Genomic DNA, 22695 nt, shown 5'->3' on the forward strand with positions numbered 1-22695 from the left:
GGGTTCTCTCAGTCAACCTTGGACAGATGGGTCAGCCATTCACGGCCCTTGAGCAGGCCATTCCAGTAGAACCACGGCAGCAAGGTCGCCTTGAGGAACCAGGCTGAACGGCGCGCCACCGTCGGATCGAGGGCAAAGGTCGGCAGCAACTTACCGGCGTAACCGAACTCGGCGAGGATCACCTTGCCCTTCTCCACCGTCAGCGGGCAGGAACCGTAGCCGTCGTACTTGAGTGGCAACGGCTGTTGCCTGCGAAGGGCCAGCAGGTTTTGCGCCACCACCACGATCTGCTTGCGCGCGGCGGCGGCAGTTTTCGCGTTGCTGGTGGAACAGACATCGCCCAAGGCAAAGACGTCGGTATAGCGCACGTGTTGCAGGCTGTGCGGGTTCACTTCGCACCAGCCAGCGGCATCGGCCAACGGGCTTTGGCGGATGAAATCCGGCGAGACCTGAGGCGGCACGACGTGCAGCAGGTCGAAGGTTTTTTCTTGTACGGTCACGACACCTGCAGCGTCCTTGACCTCGAACCACGCGGTTTTCGATGGCCCGTCAACCTTGACCAGATTGGAATTGAAGGCCAGCCGGGCGTTGTACTTTTCGATGTACTTCATGAGCGGCGGCACGAATGTCGCCACACCGAACAACGCAGCGCCGGCCAGATTGAACTCGACGTCGAATTTGTTCAGAACGCCAGTTTTACGCCAGTGATCGCAGGACAAGTACAAGGCTTTCTGCGGTGCACCCGCACATTTGATCGGCACCGCTGGCTGAGTGAAGATCGCTTTGCCGCCGCGCAATCCCTGGACCAGTTCCCAGGTGTAGGCTGCGTGCCGATAGCTGTAATTGGAGGTCACGCCGTTCTGGCCAAGGGTGTCCTGCAAGCCTTCGATTTTCTCCCAGGCCAGGCGCAAACCGGGGCAGACCACGAGATTCTGGTAACTGACGGTGCGGCCATCGTCGAGGGTCAGCTGTTTGCTGTCCGGGGCGATGTCAGTCACGGACGCCTGCAACCAGGTGACCTGGCGCGGCATCACCGAGGACATCGGGCGCGCGGTGTTTTTCACCGCGTAAGCACCACCGCCGACCAGCGTCCACGCCGGTTGGTAGTAATGCTGGCTGTCGGGTTCGATGACGGTGATGTTTAAACCAGGATCGCGTTTCAGCAGGCTGGCAACCAAACCAATGCCGGCGGTCCCGCCGCCTATTACCACGATGTCGGCACTGATGGATGGGCCCCAGTGTTGATCGTTCATCATTCATTCCTTGTTATTGCACGCATGGCGCCGGGTTCAGTCCCGCATTACGGCTATCAGGCTCAGCCCCAGCTTTTCAGCACCGCTCCGCAGTACAGGCCGGACAGCGTTTTCATCACCTGAATCACTTCGTGACTGGCTAAACCATAGAATATGTACTTGCCTTCACGACGGGTGGCGACCAATCCCTCGTCGCGCAGGATGCCCAGCTGCTGGGACAGTGTGGGCTGGCGCACGCCGGTCATTTTTTCCAGTTCGCCGACGTTGCGCTCGCCCTGGGTCAGTTGGCAGAGAATCAGCAAGCGATCTTCGTTGGCCAAGGCCTTGAGCAGCGCGCAAGCTTTGGAGGCCGAGGCCCGGAGTTGGGCGACTTCACATTCGGTCAGACTGGATTGCATTTGCAGGATGCCTTCGACGTCACTTAAGCTGCGGACATTATGTTTAAACATAAAGTGTTGCAACCGGTTATTGTCCTCCCGCCCCTTTCCACAGGTTCGTCCCCATGTCTGCGTTGATTGAAGCCTTCCTCGACCCCGCCTCGTCGACTTACAGCTACGTGATCTACGAGCACGATGGCGGGCACTGCGCGATTGTCGACCCAGTGCTGGATTACGACCCCGCCGCCGGGCGCACCGCGACCGTCCAGGCCGACAAAATCATCGCCTTCGTGCGCGAACATCAGTTGCAGGTGCAATGGCTGCTGGAAACCCACGCCCATGCCGATCACCTGTCCGCCGCGCCGTATCTGCGTCGGGAATTTGGGGGCAAGATTGCGATCGGTGAGTCGATCAGCAAGGTTCAGGACGTGTTCAAGACGCTGTTCAACCTTGAACCGGGATTTAGCGTCGATGGTTCACAGTTCGATCACCTGTTCGCGCCGGGCGAGTCATTCCGGGTCGGCAATCTCAAGGCCACAGCCCTGCATGTGCCCGGCCATACCCCGGCGGACATGGCCTATTTGATCGATGGCGATATGATTCTGGTGGGCGATACGTTGTTCATGCCGGACGTCGGCACCGCGCGCTGCGACTTCCCGGGCGGCAATGCCAACCAGATGTTTGCCTCGATCCACAAACTGCTGGCCTTCCCCGCCAGCGTTCGCCTCTACGTCTGCCACGATTACCCGCCCCCGGGCCGCGCCCCGCAATGCCAGAGCACGGTTGGCGAGCAGCGCAAAAGCAACATCCATATTCACGATGGCATTGATGAGGCCGCTTTCGTCACCATGCGCACCCGGCGCGATGCCGGGTTGGGCATGCCGACGCTGTTGTTGCCGGCGATTCAGGTGAATGTGCGGGCGGGGAATTTGCCGCCGGCGGAAGACAATGGCGTGACTTACCTGAAGATCCCGATTAACAAGCTGTAAATCAAGATCAAAAGATCGCAGCCTTCGGCAGCTCCTACGGGGCCGGATGCATCCGCAAGATCACGGTGCACACGGTCAGTGTAGGAGCTGGCGAAGCCTGCGATCTTTTGATCTGCAATTGGCCAACGTCACCCATTCGCCGGCAACGGCAACGCCGTCTTGTAGTGATGCATCCGCAAGATCATCGTGCACACGGTCAGTGTAGGAGCTGGCGAAGCCTGCGATCTTTTGATCTTCAATTGGCCAACGTCAACCCATTCGCCAGCAACGGCAGCGCCGTCTTGTAGTGATGCATCCGCAAGATCATGGTGCACACGGTCAGTGTAGGAGCTGGCGAAGCCTGCGATCTTTTGATCTTCAATTGGCCAACGTCAACCCATTCGCCGGCAACGGCAGCGCCGTCTTATACCGCACCTGCTTGAGCGCAAAGCTCGAACGGATGTTCGCCACCCCCGGTACCTTGGTCAAAAAATCCATCATGAAGCGCTCCAGCGACTGAATGGTCGGCACCAGTACGCGGATCAGGTAATCCGGGTCGCCGGCCATCAAATAGCACTCCATCACTTCCGGGCGATCCGAGATCGCCTCTTCGAAATGCTGCAACGCCTCCTCCACCTGTTTCTCCAGGCTGACGTGAATGAACACATTCACATGCAGCCCCAACAGGTCGGCATCCAGCAGGGTCACTTGCTCACGAATCAGCCCTAATTCTTCCATCGCCTTGACCCGGTTGAAGCACGGCGTGGGCGACAAGTTCACCGAGCGCGCGAGGTCGGCGTTGGTGATGCGCGCGTTCTCCTGAAGGCTGTTGAGAATGCCGATATCGGTACGGTCCAGTTTGCGCATGAGACAAAACCACCTGCTTTTTATGTTTATGCAGAATTTTTATCCTCAAATGACCTCAAGCGCAACGAAACAGAGAGAAATATTCTTCTTGGGCCGGCCTATGATTGTTGTAGGACAAGATTTCTTTTATCGAAGAATGACTGCCAGCTCACTACAAGAAATTCACAAGATCGAGCGTAGAAGCCATGAACCAAGCGTACGAACCGCTGCGCCTGCACGTTCCCGAACCTTCGGGCCGCCCCGGCTGCAAAACCGACTTCTCCTACCTGCATCTGACCGACGCAGGCTTGGTGCGCAAACCCCCAATCGACGTTGAACCGGCCGACACGGCTGATCTGGCCAAAGGCCTGATTCGCGTGCTCGACGACCAGGGCAATGCCCTCGGCCCATGGGCCGAAGGCGTGCCCGTCGAGATCCTGCGTAAAGGCATGCGCGCCATGCTCAAGACGCGGATTTTCGACAACCGCATGGTGGTCGCCCAGCGTCAGAAAAAAATGTCGTTCTACATGCAAAGCCTTGGCGAAGAAGCCATCGGCAGCGCCCAGGCCCTGGCCTTGAACATCGACGACATGTGCTTCCCCACCTACCGTCAGCAAAGCATCCTCATGGCCCGCGACGTGCCGCTGGTGGACCTGATCTGCCAACTGCTGTCCAACGAGCGCGATCCGCTCAAGGGCCGTCAGTTGCCGATCATGTACTCGGTCAAGGACGCCGGTTTCTTCACCATTTCCGGGAACCTCGCCACCCAATTCGTACAAGGCGTGGGCTGGGGCATGGCCTCGGCGATCAAGGGCGACACCAAAATCGCCTCGGCCTGGATCGGCGACGGTGCTACCGCTGAATCGGACTTCCACACCGCCCTCACCTTCGCCCACGTCTACCGTGCGCCGGTGATCCTCAACGTGGTCAACAACCAGTGGGCGATCTCGACGTTCCAGGCGATTGCCGGTGGTGAAGCCACTACTTTCGCCGGTCGCGGCGTCGGTTGCGGCATTGCCTCCCTGCGGGTCGATGGCAACGATTTTGTCGCGGTGTACGCCGCCTCTGCCTGGGCCGCCGAACGTGCGCGCCGCAACCTCGGCCCGACCATGATCGAATGGGTCACCTACCGCGCCGGCCCGCACTCGACGTCCGATGATCCATCCAAATACCGTCCTGCCGACGACTGGAGCCACTTCCCGTTGGGCGACCCGATTGCGCGCCTCAAGCAGCACCTGATCAAAATCGGTCAGTGGTCTGAAGAGGAACACGTCGCCGTCAGCGCCGAGCTGGAAGCCGAAGTGATCGCCGCGCAGAAAGAAGCCGAGCAGTACGGCACCCTCGCCGGCGGCCAGATTCCGAGCGCCGCGACCATGTTCGAAGACGTCTACAAAGAGATGCCGGAGCACTTGAAGCGCCAGCGTCAAGAGTTGGGGATCTGACATGAACGATCACAACAATAAAATCGAGTTGGAAACCGCCATGACCACGACCACCATGACCATGATCCAGGCCCTGCGCTCGGCCATGGATGTGATGCTTGAGCGTGACGACAACGTCGTGGTGTTCGGCCAGGACGTGGGCTACTTCGGCGGCGTGTTCCGTTGCACCGAAGGGCTGCAGAACAAGTACGGCACCTCCCGGGTATTCGATGCGCCGATCTCCGAAAGCGGGATCGTTGGCGTCGCCGTGGGCATGGGCGCTTACGGTTTGCGGCCGGTGGCCGAGATCCAGTTCGCCGATTACGTCTACCCGGCGTCGGACCAGATCATTTCCGAAGCCGCCCGCCTGCGTTATCGCTCGGCCGGCGAGTTCACTGCGCCGATGACCCTGCGCATGCCCTGCGGCGGCGGCATCTACGGCGGCCAGACCCACAGCCAGAGCATCGAGGCGATGTTCACTCAGGTCTGCGGCTTGCGCACGGTCATGCCGTCCAACCCTTACGACGCCAAAGGCCTGCTGATCGCCTCCATCGAAAACGATGACCCGGTGATCTTCCTCGAGCCAAAACGCCTCTACAACGGCCCGTTCGATGGCCACCACGACCGCCCGGTAACCCCGTGGTCGAAACACCCCGCCGCGCAAGTGCCGGACGGTTACTACACAGTGCCGCTGGATGTCGCTGCCATCGCGCGTCCCGGCAAAGACGTGACCATCCTGACCTACGGCACCACCGTTTATGTGTCGCAAGTGGCGGCTGAAGAAACCGGTATCGACGCCGAAGTCATCGACCTGCGCAGCCTGTGGCCGCTGGACCTGGACACCATCGTCAAGTCGGTGAAGAAAACCGGCCGTTGCGTGATCGTTCACGAAGCGACCCGCACCTGCGGTTTCGGCGCCGAACTGGTCGCCTTGGTGCAAGAGCATTGCTTCCACTACCTGGAAGCGCCGATCGAGCGCGTCACCGGTTGGGACACTCCCTACCCGCACGCGCAAGAGTGGGCGTATTTCCCTGGGCCGTCCCGCGTGGGCGCGGCTTTGCATCGGGTTATGGAGGTCTGAATGGGCACGCACGTTATTAAAATGCCGGACATTGGCGAAGGCATTGCAGAAGTTGAGCTGTCTCAGTGGCACGTCAAGGTCGGCGACATGGTCGTCGAAGATCAGGTGCTGGCCGATGTCATGACCGATAAGGCGATGGTCGACATCCCGTCCCCGGTGCATGGCAAAGTGATTGCGCTGGGCGGCCAGCCTGGCGAAGTCATGGCCGTCGGCAGCATTCTGATCAGCATCGAAGTCGAAGGCGCGGGCAACGTTAAAGAGTCGGCTCAGCCAGTAGCGGTTAAAGAAGCACCCGCTGCAACGCCGAAAGTTGAAGCGGTTGTTGAAAGCAAACCGGTGGCGGCCCCTCGTCCTGCCGCCGCGTGCCAAGGTCCGATGGTTGCGCGCGAGGCCGATGAGCGCCCGCTGGCCTCCCCGGCCGTGCGCAAGCATGCGCTGGACCTCGGTATTCAATTGCGTCTGGTGCGTGGCAGCGGCCCTGCCGGTCGGGTGCTGCACGAAGACCTCGAAGCCTGGCTGGCTCAGGGTCAGTCGAACGCATCGACCGTCACCGCCGCTTACGCCCAGCGCAACGACGAAGAGCAAATCCCGGTGATCGGCATGCGCCGCAAGATCGCCCAGCGCATGCAAGACGCCACTCAGCGTGCCGCCCACTTCAGTTACGTCGAGGAAATCGACGTCACTGCCGTTGAAGAACTGCGCGCACACCTGAACGAAAAACACGGCGCAACCCGCGGCAAGCTGACCTTGTTGCCGTTCCTGGTCCGCGCGCTGGTCGTGGCTCTGCGCGACTTCCCGCAGATCAACGCCCGTTACGACGACGAAGCGCAAGTCATCACCCGCCTCGGCGCGGTGCATGTGGGTGTCGCCACGCAAGCCGACATCGGTTTGATGGTGCCTGTTGTGCGCCATGCCGAAACCCGCAGCCTGTGGGACAGCGCCGCGGAAATCTCCCGTCTGGCCACCGCTGCGCGCACTGGCAAGGCCAGCCGCGATGAGCTGTCCGGCTCGACCATCACCCTGACCAGCCTCGGCGCCCTGGGCGGCATCGTCAGCACCCCGGTGCTGAACCTGCCGGAAGTGGCGATCATCGGCGTGAACAAAATCGTCGAACGGCCGATAGTCGTCAAAGGCCAGATCGTGATTCGCAAGATGATGAACCTCTCCAGCTCCTTCGATCACCGCGTGGTCGATGGCATGGACGCGGCGCAATTCATCCAGGCCGTTCGTGGCTTGCTCGAACAACCCGCCACGCTTTTTGTTGAGTAGGCATTTGTGGAGAAGGTCATGCAACAGACTTTGAACACCACGCTGCTGATCATCGGCGGCGGCCCTGGCGGCTATGTGACGGCGATCCGCGCCGGTCAGTTGGGCATTTCGACCATTCTGGTGGAAGGCGAATCGTTGGGCGGCACCTGCCTGAACATCGGCTGCATTCCATCGAAGGCATTGATTCACGTCGCCGAACAGTTCCATCAGACGCAGCACCACAGCCAACACTCGGCGCTGGGCATCAGCGTATCGGCGCCGACCCTGGACATCAGCAAAAGCGTCGAGTGGAAGGACGGCATCGTTGATCGCCTGACCACTGGCGTCTCGGCACTGTTGAAGAAGCACAAGGTCCAGGTCATTCAAGGCTGGGCCAAAGTGATCGACGGCAAGACCGTCGAAGTCGGCGACACGCGCATTCAGTGCGAGCACCTGGTGCTGGCCACCGGCTCGAAAAGCGTGAACCTGCCGATGCTGCCGATTGGTGGGTCGGTTATCTCCTCCACCGAAGCCCTCGCACCGACATCCGTGCCAAAACGCTTGGTTGTGGTCGGTGGCGGTTACATCGGTCTGGAGCTGGGGATTGCTTACCGCAAGCTCGGCACCGAGGTCAGTGTGGTCGAGGCGCAGGATCGCATCTTGCCGGCCTACGACGCCGAACTGACCCATCCGGTGCATGAAGCACTCAAGCAACTCGGCGTGAAGCTTTACTTGAAGCACAGCGTTGAAGGCTTTGATTCACAAGGAAATACCTTGCAAGTTCGTGACCCGAACGGTGACACATTGACCCTGGAAACTGATCAGGTACTGGTGGCCGTTGGTCGCAAACCCAACACTCAAGACTGGAACCTCGAAGCCTTGAACCTGGACATGAACGGTTCGGCGATCAAGATCGACAACCGGTGCCAGACCAGCATGCGTAACGTCTACGCCATCGGCGACTTGAGCGGCGAACCGATGCTTGCGCACCGGGCCATGGCTCAGGGTGAAATGGTCGCCGAGCTGATCAGCGGCAAACACCGCGAATTCAACCCGACCGCCATCGCCGCCGTGTGCTTCACCGACCCGGAACTGGTGGTGGTCGGCAAGACCCCGGATGAAGCCAAGGCTGCGGGGCTGGACTGCATCGTGTCCAGCTTCCCGTTCGCCGCCAATGGCCGTGCGATGACGCTGGAGTCGAAAAGCGGCTTCGTGCGGGTCGTGGCGCGCCGTGACAATCATCTGATTGTTGGCTGGCAAGCAGTGGGTGTGGGCGTGTCGGAGTTGTCGACGGCATTCGGTCAAAGCCTGGAAATGGGCGCTCGACTGGAAGACATCGCCGGCACCATCCACGCGCATCCGACGCTCGGTGAGGCGGTGCAGGAAGCGGCGTTGCGTGCGTTGGGGCATGCGTTGCACTTGTGATTCAGAACAATTGATGGCGGCAGAGATGGCCCCATCGCTAGCAGGCTAGCTCCCACATTTGGAATGCGTTCTCCTGTGGGAGCTAGCCTGCTAGCGATTTCTTGAGGCCAACTCGATTTATCTGTCTGTCATCCGATAGTCCGGGCTGCGAAATGGGCCCGGAATGAAGTATTGTTGTCCCCATCCAGAAAAATGTCAGAAGCCTTGAACCGTTTCGGCGGTTGTTAAGTGATAGAGGGTGTCATGGGTAACGAAAGCATCAATTGGGACAAGCTGGGTTTTGACTACATCAAGACAGACAAGCGCTATCTGTCGCACTGGCGTAATGGCGAGTGGGACAAAGGCACCCTGACCGAAGACAACGTGCTGCACATCAGCGAAGGCTCCACTGCCCTTCACTATGGCCAGCAGTGCTTCGAAGGCCTGAAGGCCTACCGCTGCAAGGACGGTTCGATCAACCTGTTCCGCCCGGACCAGAACGCCGCACGCATGCAACGCAGCTGCGCGCGCCTGCTGATGCCGCATGTGTCCACCGAACAGTTCGTCGAAGCGTGCAAGGAAGTGGTACGCGCCAACGAGCGTTTCATCCCGCCTTACGGCACCGGCGGCGCGCTGTACCTGCGCCCGTTCGTGATCGGCGTGGGTGACAACATCGGCGTGCGCACCGCGCCCGAGTTCATCTTCTCGATCTTCTGCATCCCGGTCGGCGCTTACTTCAAGGGCGGTTTGACCCCGCACAACTTCCTGATCTCCAGCTACGACCGTGCCGCCCCACAAGGCACCGGTGCGGCCAAGGTCGGTGGCAACTACGCCGCCAGCCTGATGCCGGGTTCCCAGGCCAAGAAGGCGCACTTCGCCGACTGCATCTATCTGGACCCGCTGACCCACACCAAAATCGAAGAAGTCGGCTCAGCCAACTTCTTCGGGATCACCCACGACAACAAGTTCGTCACCCCGAATTCCCCTTCGGTGTTGCCGGGCATCACTCGTCTGTCGTTGATCGAGCTGGCCAAGACCCGTCTGGGCCTGGAAGTGGTCGAAGGTGACGTGTTCATCGACAAGCTGTCCGACTTCAAGGAAGCCGGCGCTTGCGGTACTGCCGCAGTGATCACCCCGATCGGCGGTATCAGCTACAAAGACAAACTGCACGTGTTCCACAGCGAAACCGAAGTCGGCCCGATCACCCAGAAGCTCTACAAAGAGCTGACCGGTGTACAGACCGGCGACGTCGAAGCGCCAGCGGGCTGGATCGTCAAGGTTTGATTTGACGCGACTGTCCGTTTGAACAAAAAAGCCCGGCCATCAAATTGAAGGCCGGGCTTTTTTTCGTCCGCTGTCGTGGAAAAGGTCACTAGACTTGCCACGTCCAACAGCCATCAACGGGTGCCATCAAAACCATGGGAAAACTCTGGCGAAAGTATCTGGCCTTGCTGGACACCGACTTCACCACGCAAGTGTTCGACAACATCAAGAACCTGCTGGTGTGTGCGCTGATGTTTGCGGCGGGCACCAACGCGTTGCACAGCGATCAGTACTTGTTTATGGGGTTTCTCACCTCAAGCCTCGCCGGCTGGGGATTGATCCTGCTGTCAGCGGTGCTGATGCTGCTTAATGTCAGCGACGGCCTGCGTCGGCTGTCCAGGTTGCCGTATCACACGGCGTTTCAGATCATTCTGTTTCTGGTCTACCTGGTGCTGGCGGTGCGGGTGGTGGAGATTGTCTGGAATTTCAGGGCGTAGCGGTCACAGCACCAGGTGTTTGCCACTGCAGCTCATCTTGAGCAATGCGGGCAAACATCCACTCCACAAACACCCGTGTCTGCGCCGTCACGTCCGGTGCAACGCCGTAGTAATAACGCGGCAACGGCAGACGCAACTCGGGCAACGGGCAGATCAGGCGTCCGCTCGAGAGGTGAGAGCCCAGCAAAGAGGTTGGGCACAGGGCGATACCCTGTCCATCCACGGCAGCCTGAAGTGCCAGGTGCATGTGCTCAAACTGCCGGGTTACCTGAGTGGCTGACTGGCTTTGACCAAAGTGCATGGCCCAATTGTGCCAGTCTTCGCGACGCGCCTTGACGGTCAGTAACGTGTGCCGGCTCAGCGAAGTGAGCTCTTCAAGTGGCAGGCGCTCGATCAGCGATGGCGCCGCGACCAGTAATAGTTCGTCTTCGAAGAGTGCTCGCGCTTCAATCGCCGGTGCCCAGTCGTCACGGCCACGGCGAATGACGACATCGAACCCGTCGCGTGCCTGATCGGGTGCCTGGGTTTGAGTGATCACCTGCGGCTTGATGCCTGGGTGCTGCGCAACAAAATCCGCCAGCCTGGGCGTCAGCCAAAGCACGGCAAAGGACGGACGGACATTGATCTTAACGGTAGGCAGCGAGGCATGTTGCTTGAGCGCAGCGGCAGCGTTGGCGATCTGCGACAGCCCGGCGCTGACCTGCTCATAAAAGCGCTGGCCGGCCGGCGTCAGCACCGATTGACGGATGCGCCGCTCGAACAGCAGCACGCCCAAATATTCCTCAAGCAATTTGATGTGCCGGCTGACGGCACTATGGCTGACATGCAGCTCTTCGGCCGCCAGCCTGAAGCTCTGATGACGAGCAGCAACGGCGAAGGCGCGAACAGCATTAAGAGGTGGCAGTTGATTTTTCATGGGTCTAATTTAGTCACCTATGCGCTTTAATTAAAGCGTTTGTCACGCTCGTTTCGTCACGCCAATCTGCCAACACGCAGCCAGCGTTACCGATGGAGCAAGACATGAACAGCTACGGACTCTTTGTACTTTTCGCCACCCTGACCATCTTGAGCCCGGGGCCAGGCGTGGTCCTGACCCTGTCGAACGCGGTGCGACACGGTTGGACGGGGGCCGTGCCGGGCATTCTGGGGATCGCGTCGGGGGCGTTTGTCGTCGCCGCCATCAGCGCCACCAGTGTTGGCCTGATACTCAGCACCTCCGCGAACGCCTTTACCGCGTTGAAATACGCAGGGGCGACCTATTTGTTGTACCTGGGCTACAAAAGCTGGCGCTCGGATCGTTTCAGTACGCTGCTTGAAACGCGCCCCTCAAGCCCTGGCTATCGCTTTCTTGAAGCGGCTTCGATGCAGCTGTTGAACCCCAAGGCGGTGTTTTTCTTTCTGGCGGTGTTCCCGCAATTCATCGACACCTCGGCGCACTTCTACACCCAGTTCATCAAACTGGTCGCTTCCTACGGTGTACTGGTGATTCTGGTGCATGGCAGCTATGCCTTGCTCGCCAATGCCGCCAAAGGCTGGTTGTCGAGCCCGAAGGGTTCCTGGCTGGCGGCGAAAGTCTCGGGCGTGACCTTCGCCGGCTTTGGCGTGCTCATGGCCTCGTCCAGTCGCTAAGCCGCGGGGCTGGCGATCGCACGGCGCCTGGTCTCGGTGGACGCAGGTTGTGCTGTCGCTGCCTGAACCGGCAGCTCTATGGCGAACCGGCTATTGAGTTCCTTGCGCCCCAGCGCCGTCAATGCCAGCGCCCGACTGTCCAGATCCTGCGTTACCCATTTGCGTTTGATCGCCGTTTGCAGCAATGCCGCGCCCAAGGCACCGCCCAGGTGCGACCGACGCATGCTCCAGTCCAGGCAGGGGCAGGCGAAGCGGCGGCGCAAGGTGCCGAGGTCTTTGACGTCGATGCCCAATCCTTCGAACAACGCCTCACCGCTGTCGCTCAGTTGATAAACCTGCTCATCTGTTTCCAGCAACCACCCCGCGTCGATCATCCGGTCATGCAGCAACACTGCCAGCGTGCCGGCCATGTGGTCGTAGCAAGTGCGGGCGAATTGCAGGCGATCCGGGGTGCGCGGATTGAACGTCGGCGCGGCGTTCTGGCCGATCACCATCAGCGCTTCGAGTGCCTGGGCCACGCGCTTGTCCGCGAGGCTGTAATAGCGGTGACGGCCCTGAACGTGCAAACGCACCAGCGCCAGTTCCTTGAGCTTGGCCAGGTGAGCACTGGCGGTCGAGGCGCTGACTTCGGCAATCGTCGCCAGCTCGGTGCTGGTGCGGGCGTGGCCGTCCATCAGCGAACAGAGGATTTTCGTTCGGGCAGGTTCCGCGATGGCGGCAGCCACTTGCGAGACGCCGATGTCGTGTTGTTCTGCGTTCATATTTCGCTCCCGGACGAATCAAGGCCCTTTCGGACTGGAGATAGTAGCAACACTTTTCAACCATCGATAAGGCTGCGACCCATGGACCCGATCATCGCTGCGACTCACGCCGATCCCTACCCTTACTACGCGCAACTGCGCGCCGAGGGTGGGCTGGTTTTTCATCAAGGACTGAAACTGTGGGTGGCCAGCAGTGCCCGAGCCGTTGCCGCCGTGCTGGCGCATCCGCACTGTCATGTGCGGCCAACCCACGAGCCGGTGCCCCAGGCGATTGCTCAAGGCATGGCCGGCAAGGTGTTCGGTCAGCTGATGCGGATGAATGAAGGCGAGCGGCAGCGTTGCCCGAGGGCGGCGATTGAGCCGGGGCTGGCGTTGATTGACGTGAATGAGGTCAATGCGTTGGTCGGCGCTCGATTGATTACCCCGGGCCCCGACGGGTTGTACGCGGCGATGTTTCGCGGACCGGTCTGCGTAGTGGCGGCGTTGCTGGGGTTTTCTCCAGCTCAGGGCCGGGCCATCAGCGAGCTGACCGCAGACTTCGTCGCCTGCCTGTCGCCTCTCAGCGATCAGGCGCAACTGGACGCCGCCCATGTCGCGGCGGAACAGCTGAAGGGTTATTTCATCGAGCTACTGGACGACCCGAGCAACCGAAGCGCCCTGCTCGCCGGTATCCGGCAGCGTTTCGCGGCGACATCAACCGACGCTGAAACCTTGATCGCCAACCTGATCGGCCTGTTCTCCCAGACCCATGAAGCCACTGCCGGGCTGATCGGTAATGCGCTATTGGCGTTGAGGCGAAACCCGCAGTTGGATTCGGCTCAAGTTGACGAGCTGATCGCTGAAGTTCAGCGCTTCGACCCGTCGGTGCAAAACACCCGCCGCTTCGTCGCCGCGCCGTGTGAAATTGACGGCGTGAGCCTGAACACCGGCGAGGTTATCCTGGTGCTGCTGGCCTCGGCCAATCGCGATCCGCAGCTTAATGATGATCCCGACGCGTTTTTGCTCGATCGCCCGAACCGTCGCAGTTTCACTTTCGGCGCGGGGCGTCATCAATGTCCGGGACAGGTGTTGGCCTTAAGCATTGCCCGTGCGACGCTGGCTGAGATCCTGGCGATGCAACCTGCTTTGGACCGGTTGACCTGGCACTACCGCCCTTCCCTTAACGGGCGCATTCCGCTCTTTGCCTGAAAGACACTTCAAGCGTGGCGATGCTCGACCGTCAAGTGAGACAACTCATGAACCGGCGCCAGACGTTCGCGAATGGCATCGGCACTAATACCCGCCACGGCCACGACGCTGACTATCGCCGCCCGCGCCTGAGGGCCAACCTGCCAGACATGAAGGTCACTGATGCGAACATCGTCCGTCGATTCGAGCAGCTCACGAATTTCGGCGGCGACGTGCTCATCGGTGGTGTCGAGTAACACGGCGGCGCTGTCACGCATCAAGCCATAAGCCCATCTCGCGATCACGATGGCGCCGACAATCCCCATCACCGGGTCCAGCCAGACCCAGCCCAGGTAGCGCCCGGCCAACAATGCCACGATGGCCAGCACCGAGGTCAACGCATCGGCCAGTACATGCAAATACGCCGAACGCAGGTTGTTGTCGTGATGATGAGCGTGGGCATGACTGTGATCGTGATGATCATGGCCGTGATGCCCATGATTGCCCGACAACAGAAACGCGCTGACGATGTTCACCCCCAGCCCCACCACCGCAATCACCGTCGCTTCGGTGAAGGCCACCGTGGTCGGTTGAAACAGTCGCACGATGGATTCGCCAGCGATGCCGATCGACACCAGGCCCAGCACTATGGCCGAAGCAAAACCCGCCAGATCCCCGACCTTACCGGTACCAAAACTGAAGCGCGAATTGTTGGCATGTCGTCGAGCAAAGCCGTAGGCCGCCGCCGCAATGCCCAGGGCCCCGGCGTGAGTCGCCATATGAAAGCCATCCGCCAGCAGCGCCATGGAGCCGGTGATGTAACCGGCGGCAATTTCGCCAATCATCATCACGAACGTCAGCGCCACCACCCACAATGTGCGGCGGGCGTTGTCATCGTGGGCGGCCCCTAGAAACAGGTGGTCGTGGGTAAAGCGCGAAGCCTGAGGTTTCAGGGTCATGGCGGTGGCCTCCATTTCGAAGTCTTCCCGTACACAGCATTCGTGATCGACACAAATCCGTGTGAGAGCGAGCCTGCTCGCGATAGCAGTCTGACAAACAACGCAAACTCCGGCTACCGCAACAGGTGACATCGTTTTGCGTCAGGGCTTAAGGTGCTGATCCAACTGCCACCCAAAGATCAAAAGATCGCAGCCTTCGGCAGCTCCTACGCCGACCGGGTACACCCGTGGAATCGAAGCCGTACACAAATCCGTAGGAGCTGCCGCAGGCTGCGATCTTTTGGGGTAGCAAATATTCTCGATGGTTCAAGGCAGGAAAAACCGATCACAAAGGCAACATTCAGGGAGCTAAAAAATGAGCCTTCTCTACCAAGATCCAACAATGAGCCACGAGGAAGCGACGAGGCTTCTAGCCAGCGGCGTAGAAACCAGCGTTGCCGCCGCATTGATTTCTATCGGCCTGAATGAGCAAGACAGGATTTGGGCTCAGAACACCTGCCTGAAGTACCTCGAGAGTGAGTCCGAATCGGTTGCAGCAGCTGCCATCACCGCGCTCGGTCACATAGCCCGCAGGCTGGGTGATCTGGACTTGGGTGCTGTACTCCCCGCTCTTGAAAAGATGAAGGAAAAATTCCCCTCACTGGAAGGGACTGTGGCGGATACCCTTGATGATATTGAGGCGTTCACCTGACTCACCGTTTAGCAAAAGAACACTCGGAATCGCCAAGATCGCAGCCTTCGGCAGCTCCTACGCCGACCGGGTACACCCGTGGAATTGAAGCCGTACACAAATCCGTAGGAGCTGCCGCAGGCTGCGATCTTTTGGGGTCGCCAACACTTAACTGATAGTCATCAAGGCAAGCCCGCTCGCAAAAAACAAACCCGTCATCTCCGCGAGAAGAGATAGAAGGCTTTGTCATTTCAGCCCACGCGCCAATCAATCATCCCGTGTCAGCACTTCCAGCAATTCAATCTCGAAAATCAGATTCGAATTCGGTGTAATCGCGCCCATCGTCCGCTCGCCATAAGCCAGATGCGCCGGCACCAGCAGCTTGCGTTTGCCGCCGACCTGCATGCCCATGATTCCCTGGTCCCAGCCCTTGATTACCCGCCCGGTGCCAATCACACACTGAAAAGGTTTTCCCCGGCTGTAGGAAGAGTCGAATTCAGTGCCGTCTTCCAGCCAACCCCGATATTGAGTAGTGATCAGCGCGCCTTTGACGGCAGCTTTGCCGTCGCCCACTTCAAGGTCGATTACCTGCAATTCATCATTCATTACGTTCACTCTATTGTGCACTTGCCTGAACAGGCTTCATGGGCGCCGTTTTCCCAGAAATGCGGGCTATTGGCAACCGTTTCGCTCTATATCGGGCAGTGGCCGTGAACTAATATACCCGCCACCTCCTCCCACGGTTCGGGCTAAACGCAGTGGGAATAATCAGTATCGGTTGGGCGAGCAGACGGTGAGCTGGGTCTGATGCAGGCGCCCCGGCGCCCTACCAGAGAGCAATGTCGTAGGTGAAGTAAATCCGATTGCTGTCACGTCCACGCGCGAAGTCCGAACGGTAGACATAGTTGCGCAGCTTTACGCCAATACCCTTGAACGTGCCGCTCTGGACCACATAGGCCAGTTCCGTGTCGCGTTCGGACTCTTTGATGTTGGTGTCGGACTTGCCGTCGTTGCCTTTGAGATAACGGGTCATGAACGTCAGCCCGGGCACGCCCACCGGTGCAAAGTCGTAACCGTAACTGAGCATCCAGGTCTTCTCGTCCTCTTCGATGAACTTGCCGATGCCGACGTTGCTGAATGAGTACACCGTCGCCCCGCTGATGTATGGCAACCCGGCGTCACCGCTGAGTTGTTGATAACCGCCGCCAAAGGTGTGCCCCGCCACCGCGTAGGACAGCTGACCGCTGAGCATGTCGTTATCGATTTTCGAGGCGTAGGCACGGCCCGCGTCATTGCTGCTGAAATAACGCAGGTCGCCGGTCAACACCCCGGGGCCCAATGGCAGATCGTGCTGGATGCCGGCAAAGTTCTGGCGATAGAAATTTTCCAGTTCACCATAGAAGTAACTCAGACGGGTGTTCTTGCCGAGTTTGTAATCACCGCCGGCGTAGGTGAAATCGCCACCTTTGTCGCCTGAGTATCCGTCAGGAACAATCGATACGCTGTCGGTCGAATCGCGCAGTTTGAATCGCTCCAGATGACCGCCAGTCAGGGTCAGGTTTTCGATGTCGGTGCTGCTGACTTGTCCTCCCTCATAGGTTTGCGGCAGCAAACGCGCATCGTTATAGATCAGCACCGGAGTTTTGGGCAGCAGGGTGCCGTATTTGAGGGTGGTCTTGGCCAGTTTGACCTTGGCCGCAGCCCCGGCACTGGCGAACTCATCGGCGGCGCGACCGTCATCGTGTACCGGCAACAGACCGGTGCCACTGCGGCCACGCCCGGAATCGAGTTTGACACCCAGCAGGCCCAATGCGTCGACCCCGAAACCGATAGTGCCGGGGGTGAACCCCGACTGGAAATCCAGCAGGAAACCCTGGGCCCACTCGGTGCGCTCACTTTTGGCGGTTCTGGCGGAGCGCGCACTCAAGCCATGTTCATCGCGAAAGTTTTCGTTGAAATAGACGTTGCGCAGTTGCAGCTTCAACTTGCTGTCGTCGATGAAATCACTCGCACCGGCAGTGGCCACCGGCAACACGCCCAGAAGAGGAAGAAGAGCCCCGCGAGTCAGAAAATGGGTCATGTCGAACTACTCATATTGTTGTTTTAAGGATGCACGTGGCCGCGCACCCGTCATCGGGAGCGTGGAGTTCTATCAGCGGCGAGTCAGGGGTGAATCAGGAGAACAGCGTCAAGGCCCCGGTCAGCAGGGCTAAAGCTGTGACCACCAGGGAAGTGAGCACAGCCCATTTGAAGGTGGCGCGCTGGAAGTCGCCCAGGTCGCGATCGACCATCCCCACCAGCAACAGGGTCGAGGCCACCAGCGGGCTCATCAAGTGCACCGGTTGGCCAAGAATCGACGCCCGGGCGATTTCCACCGGGTCGATCCCGTAGGCTGCCGCCGCGTTGGCGAGGATCGGTACCACACCGAAGTAATAGGCATCATTGGACAGCACGAAGGTCAACGGCATGCTGGTGATCGCCACCACCAGCGGGAACAGGTGCCCCCAGGACGGTGGAATCCAGTCCACCAGGGTTTGCGCCAATGCGTCGACCATTTTGGTTCCAGAGAAAATCCCGGCAAAAATACCAGCCGCAAACACCAGCAGGACTACAGTCATGGCGTTGCCGGAGTGTGCGAGGATGCGTTCTTTCTGAATGTCCAGTTGCGGATAGTTGATCATCAGCGCCAGCACGAAGCCAATCAGAAACAGGATTGCCGAGTGCATGAGCCCCATCACCAGCGCGACCATCACCGCCGTCACCAGCAACAGGTTGACGTAGGCCAGTTTCGGGCGTTTGTGCGGCGTGTCCTCAAGAATCGCCTTGATGTAGCAATCACTCCCGCCGCTTTGCAGCTGGACGTTGCCAATGCGTTTACGCTCGGCGCGGCCCAGCAGGAACGCGGTGAATACCACCCACGTAGCGCCGCCGATCATGGTGGGCAACAACGGAACAAAGTACGCCCCGGCATCCAGCCCCAGCGCGGCAATCGCCCGGGTCGCCGGGCCGCCCCAAGGGGTCATGCCGCTCATGATGCTCAGCGACAGCATGGAAATAGTCGCCAGAATCATCGGGTTCATGCCGATGCGCTTGTACAACGGCAGCATCGCCGCGCAGGTGATCATGTAAGTGGTTGTGCCGTCACCGTCCAGGGCGACAGTCAGCGACAGCAGCGCAGTGCCGACCGCGATTTTCATCGGGTCACCGTTGACCCGTTTGAGAATCTTGCGGATCAGCGGATCGAACAGTCCCGAGTCGATCATCAAACCGAAAAACAGAATCGCGAACAGCAGCAGCGCCGCCGACGGTGCGACCATTTTCAGGCCATCAAGCATCATTTTGCCGGTAGTCCCACCAAAACCGCCGATAACCGCAAAGACGATCGGAACAACGGTCAACGCAACGATCGGTGACAGACGTTTGGTCATGATCAGAAAGGTGAACACAACCACCATGGCCAAGCCGAGTAAGGCAAGCATAAGGCAACTCTCTTGTTGTTATGGATTGTGTGGCCGACGCGCAGGCGAACGACTCCGAGCCCGCCAGGCGACGCGATTGGCGACGCCCGGCAGCAGGTAGTAAAAAGCTTAGTTTTTGCCGCGTTTACGCAGGACTAAATGTGCGTGGTGGTCCCGACGCGGTCCCAGCTTTGATCCACACCCGGGACAACCGGTGTTTTACCGTCCAGGGTATCGAGCAGGACCTGACGGTCGCAGGCGTTCTCCGAGATAGAGATCACCACAGTCGCCACGGCGTTACTGGCCAGACTGGTCAAGGCCCGTGCTTCAGACATGAAACGGTCGATCCCGATCAACAGCGCCAGACCAGCCAGCGGAATGTCATGGATCACCGTGAGCGTGGAAGCCAGCGCCACGAAACCGCTGCCAGTCACCCCTGCCGCGCCCTTGGACGACAGCAACATGATCGCCAGCATGGTCAAGGTTTGGGTCATGGTCAGGTCGATGTTGCAGGCCTGGGCAATGAAAATTGCCGCCAGAGACAGGTAGATCGCCGTGCCATCGAGGTTGAACGAGTACCCCGTCGGCAGCACTAGCCCGACCACACCTTTGCTGCATCCCAATGCCTGAAGTTTCTCCAGCATGCGTGGCATGACCGGCTCAGTGGAGGAAGTCCCCAACACCACCAGGAACTCTTCGCGCAGGTAACGCAGCAGCTTCCACAGGCTGAAGCCGTGGGCGCGGCAAATGCTTCCCAGCACCACAAAGACGAAGAAGGCGCAGGCGACGTACAAGGTCATGATCAACTTTGCCAGCGAACCCAGCGAGGTGATGCCGTACTGTCCGACGGTGAACGCCAGTGCCCCGAAGGCACCGATCGGCGCAAAACGCATCAGATAGGAAAAAATCTTGAAGACCATCTGCGATGCCGCTTCCAGTACATCGAGCACTGGCTTGCCACGGTCGCCCAGGGAAGACAGGGCGAAACCGCACAGCACCGCGATAAACAGCACCGGCAGCACTTCACCTTTACTGAACGCACCTATAAAGGTGTCAGGGATGATGTGCATGAAAAACTCGACCACCCCAAGCTTCGCCGCAGACTCGGTGTACTGGGATAGACCCGCCGTACTCAATTGGCTCGGATCGATGTTCATGCCCACGCCCGGCTTGAACACGTAGACCGCGACCAGGCCTATGAACAAGCTGATCACCGTCAGCCCGAGAAACAGCAGCATGGTCTTGCTCAGCAAGCGGCCAAGGGAGCGTTTGTCGTTCATCCCGGCGATGCCGGTGACGATGGTGCAAAACACGACCGGCGCAATCATCATTTTGATCAGCTTGATGAAGGCATCACCCAACGGCTTGAGGGCAATGGCCTGCTGAGCCCAGAAGTGTCCGACCACGACGCCCAGCAGCACGGCGCAGAGGATCTGGAAGTAGAGCGATTTAACAACTTTCATGGCATCACCCATTTTTAGAATTGTTCTGATGCAAAACGACAGTGACTGCGCGGGAAGACTACCCGGCGAGCCGTTGGGGAACCGGGGCATAAACAAAGCCGGAAAACAGCCTTCGGGCGGTACGAACAACGGAGGCGCGGATTGTCTCACCGTTTTTACCGGTGTAGGACAACACGACATCGATGCCGCCGCTCGGGTGCTCGATCCGCACCTGTTGCAGACGCGTCCCACCGGTATGACCGAGCATCTGCGCAACCACACTGCCTTCGCTGACGCATGCCGTGGCCAGACCGATGGAACCGGTAATGGCCAGCGCACGGTGGCAGTTGTGCGGCATGAAGTAACGAACCTGCAACGTGCCACCGGCCTTGGCCGGTGCAACCAGCACAGGCTTGGGGATGACCTTGTCGCTGACGTCGCCCAGCCCCATGGCTACGCCGGCCCGCAACCGCAGAGCTTCGAGACGGTGCATAAAGTCTTTGTCGGCGTCCAGCTCGGCCGGAGTTTCATCGCCGCGTTTGCCCAAGTGACGCGCCTCGATGATCAGCATCGGCATGGCCATGTCGATGCAGGTCACCGGAATGTCGTCGAACCAGTCCTGGGTGCTGCCGGTTGGAAACAGCTTGCCGGTCTTGCTGCCTGCGGCGTCGAGGAATGTCAGTTGAACCGGTGCCGCGCTGCCTGGCACGCCATCGATGGCGGTGTCACCTTCATAGCTGACTTTGCCGTTTGGTGTCTGCACGTCAGAGGTGACGAAGGTGCCGGTGTTGAGATTGCGAATCCGCACGCGGGTTAGCTCACCGACCGCCTTGACCAGGCCTTGCTCGATGGCAAACGGCCCGACCGCGCAGAGCATGTTGCCGCAGTTCGGGGCGGTATCCACCCGACGCTGGGACACCATGACCTGAACGAACAAGTAATCAACATCGGCATCGGGATGTAACGAGGGGCTGACGATGGCGACCTTGCTGGTCTGCGGGCTACCGCCGCCGATGCCGTCGATCTCCAGTTCGTGACCGGAGCCCATCACCGAGAGCAACAACTCATCGCGCTCTTCAACCGAAACCGGCAGATCCCAGGCGAGAAATACCGGTCCCTTTGAGGTACCACCGCGCATCAGCACACAAGGAATTCGTTGCATGGCCACTAACTCTTGTTAATCAATCGGGGTAATTGATGTCTTGCAAACAAGAGTGACAGGGAAGTAATTGTGTTTCCAATGCAAAGATCGTAGCAATTATTGCGTTTCACAAAAGAAAGTTTTAACGTTCAGAACGTGGTCCAACGCCCTCCCCAACGAGATAAAACATGGAATATGAGCTTCAGGACATTCGATCTTTCGTGAAAATCGCCGAACTTGGGAGTTTTCACGAAGCTGCCGATGCACTGCATCTGTCGCAACCAGCCTTGAGCCGACGGATAAAAAAACTCGAGGAGGGTTTAGGGACTACGTTGCTTGATCGCACCACACGCAAGGTCAGCCTGACCAGCGTCGGCCGCGACTTCCTGCCCAAGGCTCGTCGATTACTGGATGACTTCGACGATTCGATCCTGAACATCCGTGAATTGGCCGAACGACAAATCGGTCAGGTGACCCTGGCCTGCATTCCAACCGCTGCGTTTTACTTCCTGCCGTCGGTGATTCGTCTTTATAACGAGCGCTACCCGAAAATCCGCATCCGTTTGCTCGACCTCAGCGCCAATGAAGGGCTCGAAGCAGTGTTGCGGGGGGAAGCCGACTTCGGCATCAACATGATGAGCGGCCAGCACCCGGACATCGAATTCGTTTCACTGGTCAACGAACCCTTCGTCCTGGCGTGCCGTCGTGACCATGAACTGGCCCAGCGGAAGTCCGTGACCTGGTCAGAACTGAGCGATTACCGGTTGATCGGCGTCGGACGCCTGAGCGGCAACCGCATGCTGCTGGACCACGCCCTGTCGGGCCTGAGCTGGCGTCCGCAGTGGTTTTATGAAGTGCAGCATTTGTCCACCTCGCTGGGCATGGTCGAAGCCGGGCTTGGGGTTTCCGCCATGCCGAGCCTCGCAATGCCGGCGGCGGATCACCCGACACTGGTGAGCATCCCGCTGACTGACCCCGTCGTGAACCGGACACTCGGCTTGGTGTACCGTCGGGGCGCATCGTTATCGCCGGCGGCGGAGAAGTTCGTTTCAATCCTGCTTGAACAATGGCCGCACTGAGCCCTGAGCTCGTTCAGCCACCTCGTTGCTG

At 59.4% G+C, this 22695-nt stretch carries 22 protein-coding genes; 11 read left to right on the plus strand and 11 right to left on the minus strand.

Going from position 1 to position 22695, the window contains the following annotated elements:
• Window positions 1-8: 8 nt before the first annotated feature.
• Together ACZ89R_RS06180 and ACZ89R_RS06185 are read right to left on the minus strand one after the other, a co-directional pair.
• Window positions 9-1253, minus strand: a complete 1245-nt coding sequence (locus ACZ89R_RS06180; RefSeq protein WP_429546351.1) for an NAD(P)/FAD-dependent oxidoreductase — start codon at window positions 1251-1253, stop codon at window positions 9-11.
• 62 nt (window positions 1254-1315) lie between these two features.
• Window positions 1316-1651, minus strand: coding sequence for an ArsR/SmtB family transcription factor (locus ACZ89R_RS06185; protein ID WP_026331709.1), 336 nt, complete (start codon window positions 1649-1651; stop codon window positions 1316-1318).
• Window positions 1652-1755: 104 nt separating this feature from the next.
• On the opposite strand from ACZ89R_RS06185, the gene ACZ89R_RS06190 reads away from it, so the two are divergent.
• On the plus strand, window positions 1756-2619 hold the full coding sequence (locus ACZ89R_RS06190; RefSeq protein WP_429546350.1) for an MBL fold metallo-hydrolase: 864 nt from the start codon (window positions 1756-1758) through the stop codon (window positions 2617-2619).
• Between the two features lie 357 nt (window positions 2620-2976).
• Here ACZ89R_RS06190 and bkdR read toward each other — a convergent pair whose 3' ends face one another.
• Window positions 2977-3465 carry a Bkd operon transcriptional regulator BkdR gene (gene bkdR, locus ACZ89R_RS06195; protein ID WP_017339472.1) on the minus strand — a complete coding sequence of 163 codons (489 nt, stop codon included), beginning with the start codon at window positions 3463-3465 and terminating at the stop codon, window positions 2977-2979.
• 185 nt (window positions 3466-3650) lie between these two features.
• On the opposite strand from bkdR, the gene ACZ89R_RS06200 reads away from it, so the two are divergent.
• The 6 genes from ACZ89R_RS06200 (at window position 3651) to ACZ89R_RS06225 (ending at window position 10358) form a co-directional block, all read left to right on the plus strand.
• Entirely contained in the window at window positions 3651-4886 is a 1236-nt protein-coding gene (locus ACZ89R_RS06200) for a 3-methyl-2-oxobutanoate dehydrogenase (2-methylpropanoyl-transferring) subunit alpha (RefSeq protein ID WP_007895123.1), read from the plus strand.
• Between the two features lies 1 nt (window position 4887).
• Window positions 4888-5946: an alpha-ketoacid dehydrogenase subunit beta gene (locus ACZ89R_RS06205; protein WP_007895121.1), complete on the plus strand. Its 1059-nt coding sequence runs from the start codon at window positions 4888-4890 to the stop codon at window positions 5944-5946.
• The gene (locus ACZ89R_RS06210; RefSeq protein ID WP_429546349.1) at window positions 5947-7215 is read left to right on the plus strand and encodes a dihydrolipoamide acetyltransferase family protein; all 1269 of its coding nucleotides are present in this window, start codon (window positions 5947-5949) and stop codon (window positions 7213-7215) included.
• Between the two features lie 18 nt (window positions 7216-7233).
• Complete coding sequence (lpdA, locus tag ACZ89R_RS06215) at window positions 7234-8619, plus strand: dihydrolipoyl dehydrogenase (RefSeq protein WP_429546348.1); 1386 nt, start codon at window positions 7234-7236, stop codon at window positions 8617-8619.
• 243 nt (window positions 8620-8862) lie between these two features.
• Window positions 8863-9882, plus strand: coding sequence for a branched-chain amino acid aminotransferase (locus ACZ89R_RS06220; RefSeq protein ID WP_123495252.1), 1020 nt, complete (start codon window positions 8863-8865; stop codon window positions 9880-9882).
• Window positions 9883-10016: 134 nt separating this feature from the next.
• Window positions 10017-10358: a hypothetical protein gene (locus tag ACZ89R_RS06225; protein WP_008071311.1), complete on the plus strand. Its 342-nt coding sequence runs from the start codon at window positions 10017-10019 to the stop codon at window positions 10356-10358.
• On the opposite strand, the gene ACZ89R_RS06230 is transcribed toward ACZ89R_RS06225, so the two are convergent.
• Window positions 10348-11274 carry a LysR substrate-binding domain-containing protein gene (locus tag ACZ89R_RS06230; protein ID WP_429546347.1) on the minus strand — a complete coding sequence of 309 codons (927 nt, stop codon included), beginning with the start codon at window positions 11272-11274 and terminating at the stop codon, window positions 10348-10350. The two genes, ACZ89R_RS06225 and ACZ89R_RS06230, sit on opposite strands and share 11 nt — an antisense overlap.
• A 104-nt stretch (window positions 11275-11378) precedes the next feature.
• On the opposite strand from ACZ89R_RS06230, the gene ACZ89R_RS06235 reads away from it, so the two are divergent.
• Window positions 11379-11987 (plus strand): LysE family translocator, encoded by a 609-nt coding sequence (locus tag ACZ89R_RS06235; protein WP_429546346.1) that lies wholly within the window; start codon window positions 11379-11381, stop codon window positions 11985-11987.
• Here the strand turns inward: ACZ89R_RS06235 and ACZ89R_RS06240 are convergent.
• Window positions 11984-12748 carry an ArsR/SmtB family transcription factor gene (locus tag ACZ89R_RS06240; protein WP_429546345.1) on the minus strand — a complete coding sequence of 255 codons (765 nt, stop codon included), beginning with the start codon at window positions 12746-12748 and terminating at the stop codon, window positions 11984-11986. The genes ACZ89R_RS06235 and ACZ89R_RS06240 overlap by 4 nt on opposite strands.
• Window positions 12749-12829: 81 nt before the next feature.
• On the opposite strand from ACZ89R_RS06240, the gene ACZ89R_RS06245 reads away from it, so the two are divergent.
• The gene (locus tag ACZ89R_RS06245) at window positions 12830-13936 is read left to right on the plus strand and encodes a cytochrome P450 (protein ID WP_429546344.1); all 1107 of its coding nucleotides are present in this window, start codon (window positions 12830-12832) and stop codon (window positions 13934-13936) included.
• Between the two features lie 8 nt (window positions 13937-13944).
• On the opposite strand, the gene dmeF is transcribed toward ACZ89R_RS06245, so the two are convergent.
• The gene (dmeF, locus tag ACZ89R_RS06250) at window positions 13945-14874 is read right to left on the minus strand and encodes a CDF family Co(II)/Ni(II) efflux transporter DmeF (RefSeq protein ID WP_429546343.1); all 930 of its coding nucleotides are present in this window, start codon (window positions 14872-14874) and stop codon (window positions 13945-13947) included.
• 355 nt (window positions 14875-15229) lie between these two features.
• Here dmeF and ACZ89R_RS06255 point away from each other — a divergent pair, with 355 nt between their 5' ends.
• Window positions 15230-15565, plus strand: coding sequence for a hypothetical protein (locus tag ACZ89R_RS06255; RefSeq protein WP_429546342.1), 336 nt, complete (start codon window positions 15230-15232; stop codon window positions 15563-15565).
• Window positions 15566-15811: 246 nt separating this feature from the next.
• On the opposite strand, the gene ACZ89R_RS06260 is transcribed toward ACZ89R_RS06255, so the two are convergent.
• The 5 genes from ACZ89R_RS06260 to ACZ89R_RS06280 form a co-directional block, all read right to left on the minus strand.
• Window positions 15812-16150: an FKBP-type peptidyl-prolyl cis-trans isomerase gene (locus ACZ89R_RS06260; RefSeq protein WP_007895103.1), complete on the minus strand. Its 339-nt coding sequence runs from the start codon at window positions 16148-16150 to the stop codon at window positions 15812-15814.
• A 220-nt stretch (window positions 16151-16370) separates the two neighbouring features.
• Window positions 16371-17624, minus strand: coding sequence for an OprD family porin (locus ACZ89R_RS06265; RefSeq protein WP_429546341.1), 1254 nt, complete (start codon window positions 17622-17624; stop codon window positions 16371-16373).
• A 94-nt stretch (window positions 17625-17718) separates the two neighbouring features.
• A complete protein-coding gene (locus ACZ89R_RS06270; RefSeq protein ID WP_429427687.1) occupies window positions 17719-19023 on the minus strand; it encodes a CitMHS family transporter in 1305 nt (434 codons plus the stop codon).
• Between the two features lie 134 nt (window positions 19024-19157).
• Window positions 19158-20477: a C4-dicarboxylate transporter DctA gene (gene dctA, locus ACZ89R_RS06275; RefSeq protein WP_429546340.1), complete on the minus strand. Its 1320-nt coding sequence runs from the start codon at window positions 20475-20477 to the stop codon at window positions 19158-19160.
• 46 nt (window positions 20478-20523) lie between these two features.
• Entirely contained in the window at window positions 20524-21606 is a 1083-nt protein-coding gene (locus tag ACZ89R_RS06280) for a 4-oxalomesaconate tautomerase (RefSeq protein WP_429546339.1), read from the minus strand.
• A gap of 167 nt (window positions 21607-21773) precedes the next feature.
• Between ACZ89R_RS06280 and ACZ89R_RS06285 the strand changes: the two genes are divergently transcribed.
• Entirely contained in the window at window positions 21774-22664 is an 891-nt protein-coding gene (locus tag ACZ89R_RS06285) for a LysR family transcriptional regulator (RefSeq protein WP_008071328.1), read from the plus strand.
• Window positions 22665-22695 lie beyond the last annotated feature (31 nt).

Source organism: Pseudomonas sp. TE3728, from assembly GCF_056279145.1.